The following is a 5,316-nucleotide window of genomic DNA, read 5'->3' on the forward strand; positions in this document are numbered from 1 at the left end:
GGTTTGTTGCCAATCGATACTTCCTATTTTGTCTAGTTTTACCACCCAAAAATCAGTTCCATTTTGATTGGTTTTCGATTTGGAATTGGTAGCTCCTGAATTAGAATTACCTCCTACAATGTAACCGCCATCTTGGGTTTGTACTAACGAAAATAAATTATCGTCTTTATCGCCACCAATAGTACGTTGCCATTCGATAGTACCCGTTTCATCTAATTTGACAATCCAATAATCACCTAAACCGTAATTCGCTTCTGTTTTATCCCCAGAAACAGGCGAATTAGAGTAACCACCCAAAATATAACCCCCATCTTTGGTTTGAGAAATACTTTTTAATTCGTCCACATATTGTCCGCCAATGGTTTTTTGCCATTGCATACTGCCATCGGCTTTGAGTTTTACAACCCAAAAATCTAAATTCCCTCTAGAATCTTCGTTTTTAGTATACTTATCATTTTCAGCGTTCTCAGATGTATTTGAGCTTGATGTTCCCCCTAAAATGTAGCCACCGTCTTTGGTTTGAGCAATACTTAGTAGTTTTTCCATACTGCTACCACCCATGGTTTTTTGCCAGATTTCCTGACCTTTGGCATTGAGTTTAATCACCCAAAAATCTTCCTGACCTTTGCTGTCTTCTAGTTTGTCAATTCCTTTATTAGAAGCAGAAGTACCGCCTAAAATAAAACCACCGTCACTAGTAATGGCAATACTTTGCAACAAATCGACTTGGTTGCCTCCAAAACTTTTTTGCCAGTCGAGGTTTCCTTTTTCGTCCATTTTCCAAAGCCAGTAATCTAAATCGCCTTTGTTGTGGTCTTCTTTATTGCCGTTTTTACCAGAAATAGAACTTCCTGCCAGAATAAATCCATAATCTGGGGTAGGAATTGCATCGTACAAAAATTCGGCATGTTTGCCTCCGTAGGTTTTTTCCCAAAGAATGTCTTGGGCATAGGAAGCACAGGTTGCCAAGAGAAAGGCAAACCCATAGAATGAGGATTTTTTTATCATAAGAATAGTATGTAATTTTTTACTCGAGAACAAATTTAGGTCTAATTACCTACGCTGGTCAATACGTATAAATACGTATTTTTCAGGTTTTTTGCTACGTATAAATACGTAGCTGTGGATTTTATACTACTAATAGAGTATAAAAAACGATAAAAGGTTGGTTAAAAGACTTTTATTTTTTCTGTAGTAAAAATAAGCGGAGATAAAATATAAAAATAGGAATATTTTGAGTTTAACTTTAGTTACATGAAAACTGTAGTTTTTGTTAAAATTTACAACTGTTTGCTATTTATTTCAACGGTCGTAACGTATTACTATAAGTAATAGAAAAATCTACACTATTTCCTTTATATTTCTTCATTAAATAAATGAATTTATATTTTTTTGCTTTCTCCGCTGGAATAGCAATATCTTTATTAGAAAATTGATCATGGATATCCAATTCGTTTTCATTAGAAAAACTAAAATAATCAGCTAATTTTGTGTTCAAATTAGTTATTGGATAACTTGAATAAACGGATTTCCCCCCCTGCTTAGCTGTTATTTTCTCTCCTTTATAACCTTGTGTTAGAATAAGCACACTTTTATCACTTGAAGTAGCGTGATATTGTTTTAAAAAAGCTTCCTTTTCCTTTTCTGAAATACTTCTAAAATCGTCTCTATAATTTGCATCTACACTATTGGTTTTGCATCCAAATACAAATAATAACGCCAAAAGTGCTATATAAAAATTTCTCTTTTCCATAATACTATAACTACAAAACAAAAAATATAGTATAAAAAAAGCGCATCTTTTTCAAAAGATACGCTTTAAAATATAACCAACTAAAATAATCTATTCTTTTATTAATTTTCTTTTTGCAATTTTGTTATCATAACTTGTTACTTTTACAAAATAGATTCCTTTTTGAATGTCCTCGATATTTAAATTTTGATTTGCTATTACCGAATTAAAAGTTTTTACCAATTGACCTGTAATAGTATATATTTCAAGCTTTTTAGCATCCAAAGAAAGTTGTAAAGTGCTTTTTGCAGGATTTGGGTACATCATTACTGTGTTTTCATCCTGAAAATCTTCATTCTGTAACGAACTAGGTTGGTTCCCATATATTCTAAACTGACCTGAAGGAATGGTAATGACTGCAGTAGTATTGGTTACCGTATAAGGAGTATCATTCATTAAATCATACCAAGTACCTGTGTAAGGAAAGTTTGGATTTATTGTTAAATCAGCAACAGAAAAATTAGCCAAAATAACCACATTTTTTAATTGTGATACTGGCAAACTATTATCATAAACATAAATTCTTTGCTTTACGTTATTTCCGTCAGGACTGATTGTATAATTTCCATTAAAAACTGGTTCAGTAGTTTTTAATGCAATCATTTTAGCATATTTAGTATAAATAGGTCCTCTAACAGGATCTGTCAACCAATTTTCTACCCATTGTGGTTGTGGTTTTGTATCTAGTTTACAATCTCCAGGTGTTGCATCAGATTCAGAATTTACTGAACCATTATTACACGTATAAATAGAATCATCCATACCTAATTCTTGAAAATGCCAGATCATTTTGGGACCTGGAACCATAATACTAACGGCTCCTAAAGAAGCCATTCTATTCAAAGCATTATTTAAATTCCCATTCACTGGATAAGCACCCGCTACATTACCATTAGTAACCGCTTCATACATTAATCTATCCTTATCATGGCTTTCTGGATAACCAATCAATCTTTTTCCTGTAAAACCTCTACTCACATGCCCTATTCTTGTAATATCAGCATTAGCCGCATATCCTTTAGCTAATTCTTTATAATTATAGAACATTTCACCCCACATCATAATTCCTTTTCCTTCTCCCAATCTATAATTTGCCCATTGTTGCTCTTCAGAATCAGAACCCAAATGCTCAAAAATAGCATAATGATCAGGATCTAAACCCCATGTATAATCAACATATTCTTTTAAAACATCAATACGATCTTGTTGATATGCATTTGTACAAGATTCGTCTCCACTAGTACAATTTTGGGTAAATCCTTTGGTTAAATCCCAACGAAAACCATCAATTTTAAAATCAGTAATCCAATGTTTCAGTGTTCTTTTTACATAATCTTTCGTATAAATAGAAGCATGATTAAAATCCTCTCCTACACTATAAGTATGTCTAGCCACTGTATTAAAATAAGGATTGTCTGTATTAGGACTTCCCCAACCGTCACCATCAGGATCATTCATCCACATTCGCACCATTGGATTTCTTCCAAAGGCATGATTAAAAGCAATATCTAAGATGACAGCAATCCCATTTTGATGACATAAATCGATTAATTCTTTTAATTTATTTTCAGTACCATAGAATTTATCTAAAGCCATATGATAAGCTGTATTGTAGCCCCAACTTTCATTACCTTCAAATTCCATTACTGGCATTAATTCGATTGCATTAATCCCTAAATTTTTGAAATAATCAATTTTATCAATTACATCTTGGTAATTTCTATCGGCATCAAAATCGCGCACTAATAATTCGTAAATAACTAAATTGTCTTTATTAGGTTTTGTAAAGTTCGTCACCTGCCAATTATAAGGTGTTTGACCGGTTTGTAACACTGTTACTTCTCTTTCTTGACCAGTTGGATAAGCATACGTTGAAGTAATTCCAGGAAAACTTGTTTCAGGAATCCAAGGATCATCATAAGGAGATAGAACCAAAGTAGAACAAGGATCGGCTGTTTTTACCATAGCTTGCGAATTTACTGTAGGAGTTTGGTCTACCACCCAATATTGATACGTATAAACTTGCCCTGGAGTTAAACCCGTTAATTCTAACCAGAATTTTTCAGATCCAGTATCCTTTTTCATAGCATAAGAACTATTTGGATTCCAGTCATTAAAAGATCCTGCAATGTATACAAAATCTTTTCCTGGTGCATTTAATACTAAAGTTGCTTTCGTATTATCTGAAGCATTATAATTAATCCCTATTTCTAAACCGTTAGGCAAAGCTTCTGTAATTGTGGAAGGATTAACTACAACAGCAAAATATTTGGAATTTGAAACCGCTCCTTGAGAAATTTGCAATTCATAATTTTTATTTGCTGTAATATTAGTATCTGTAAAATTATAAGAGCTACCAGTAAAAGTATGAATACTTACACCATTTGCTATTAAATTATAATCCGCATTTCCATTGGTATTATTTGCTGTAATATTTAAACTTCCTCCAGAATTTAAAATTGTAGTACTATTTTCATAAGGACTGGTTAAATTTGCTTGAAAAGAACCGATAGGTAATTCTAAATTAACCGTTTGTTGTGTTCCATCTGAACTTCTTAAAACGATATTTACTTTAGTAACACTTCCTGTAGGATTGTTATAAAAAGCTAAAATGGTAGGTGTCAAGTCTAATTTATATACACTTCCTGAAACTAGTGTTAAAGCAGGTTGTGTTGTATTATTTCCCCAAGAACCAATCACATTTTGCCATTCTGCACCATTTACTGTTAAGCCAGTATGAGCATAAATGGTTCCTGAATAACTTGCTAGTCCTGTTCCTGTTTTATCAAACAATAATGTGGCACTCTGATTCGCTTCGGGTGTAGCGGTTTGCCATGAAACTTGTGAAAAACCAAGACAAGAAAGCAGTAAAAGAAATAGGGTAATTTTCTCTTTCATTTTTATTTATTTTAAAAAGAGCAGGGCTACTATTTGTAGCCCTTTTCTTTATTTTTTATTGAAGTGTTAAAGTATATGTATAAGCTCTAGGGTTAGATAAGTCTAATTCTATAAGATATGAGCCTGAAGTTGCAATAGCAATGTTTGCAGAACCTTCTTCTAATGAACCGTCAGCACCATCATCGCCATAATTCAAATTCCAAGCGTTATTTGCTCTAAATTTTATCTCTTGACCACCTGTAAGTGTTGTTGTTACTTCCCATTTTTTAGTGGTAGCATTATATGTTAAATCCACATCCTGTCCATCTGTTCCATCAGGACCCGATGGCCAACCTAAAGTAGTAGCTGAACCTGTTACTGCCCAGTTTGTTAATGTTTCACTATACAATAAAGTTGTTGTATTTGCTAACACTCTGTAGTAACCTGCAACAACAGTACAATCTGATTCACCAGTTTCTGCTAACATTCCACTAAAAGTTCCATCATCACCCCAATCTGTATTTCCCCAGTTGAAAGCACCTGTTTGATCAGGAGCAACAAATTTGTGACCGCCATCTAACCAGATATATCCTTCATAATCTGTTTCTCCAAATGCAGAAGCAGCAATTGTAGGAGCTGTTGGTGGA

2 protein-coding genes and 2 pseudogenes are annotated in these 5,316 nt (G+C 33.3%); all 4 read right to left on the reverse strand.

Features of this window, described 5'->3' with window-relative positions; all coding sequences use genetic code 11:
- Positions 1 to 1,008, reverse strand: a pseudogene (locus CX675_RS12935) (T9SS C-terminal target domain-containing protein); the annotation flags it as partial.
- A gap of 289 nt (positions 1,009 to 1,297) precedes the next feature.
- Entirely contained in the window at positions 1,298 to 1,753 is a 456-nt protein-coding gene (locus tag CX675_RS12940; protein WP_130735665.1) for a hypothetical protein, read from the reverse strand.
- Positions 1,754 to 1,843: 90 nt separating this feature from the next.
- Positions 1,844 to 4,690, reverse strand: a complete 2,847-nt coding sequence (locus CX675_RS12945; protein WP_130735666.1) for an alpha-amylase family glycosyl hydrolase — start codon at positions 4,688 to 4,690, stop codon at positions 1,844 to 1,846.
- Positions 4,691 to 4,745: 55 nt separating this feature from the next.
- Positions 4,746 to 5,316 (reverse strand): annotated as a pseudogene (locus tag CX675_RS20005) (DUF5116 domain-containing protein); the annotation flags it as partial.

Origin of the sequence: Flavobacterium sp. J27 (assembly GCF_004303025.1) — a bacterium.
Lineage (GTDB): Bacteria > Bacteroidota > Bacteroidia > Flavobacteriales > Flavobacteriaceae > Flavobacterium.

Bases quoted from the DNA above. Each gene is read 5' to 3' on its own strand.
- CX675_RS12945 (WP_130735666.1), bottom strand. From the start codon at position 4,690: ATGAAAGAGAAAATTACCCTATTTCTTTTACTGCTTTCTTGTCTTGGT.
- CX675_RS12940 (WP_130735665.1), bottom strand. From the start codon at position 1,753: ATGGAAAAGAGAAATTTTTATATAGCACTTTTGGCGTTATTATTTGTA.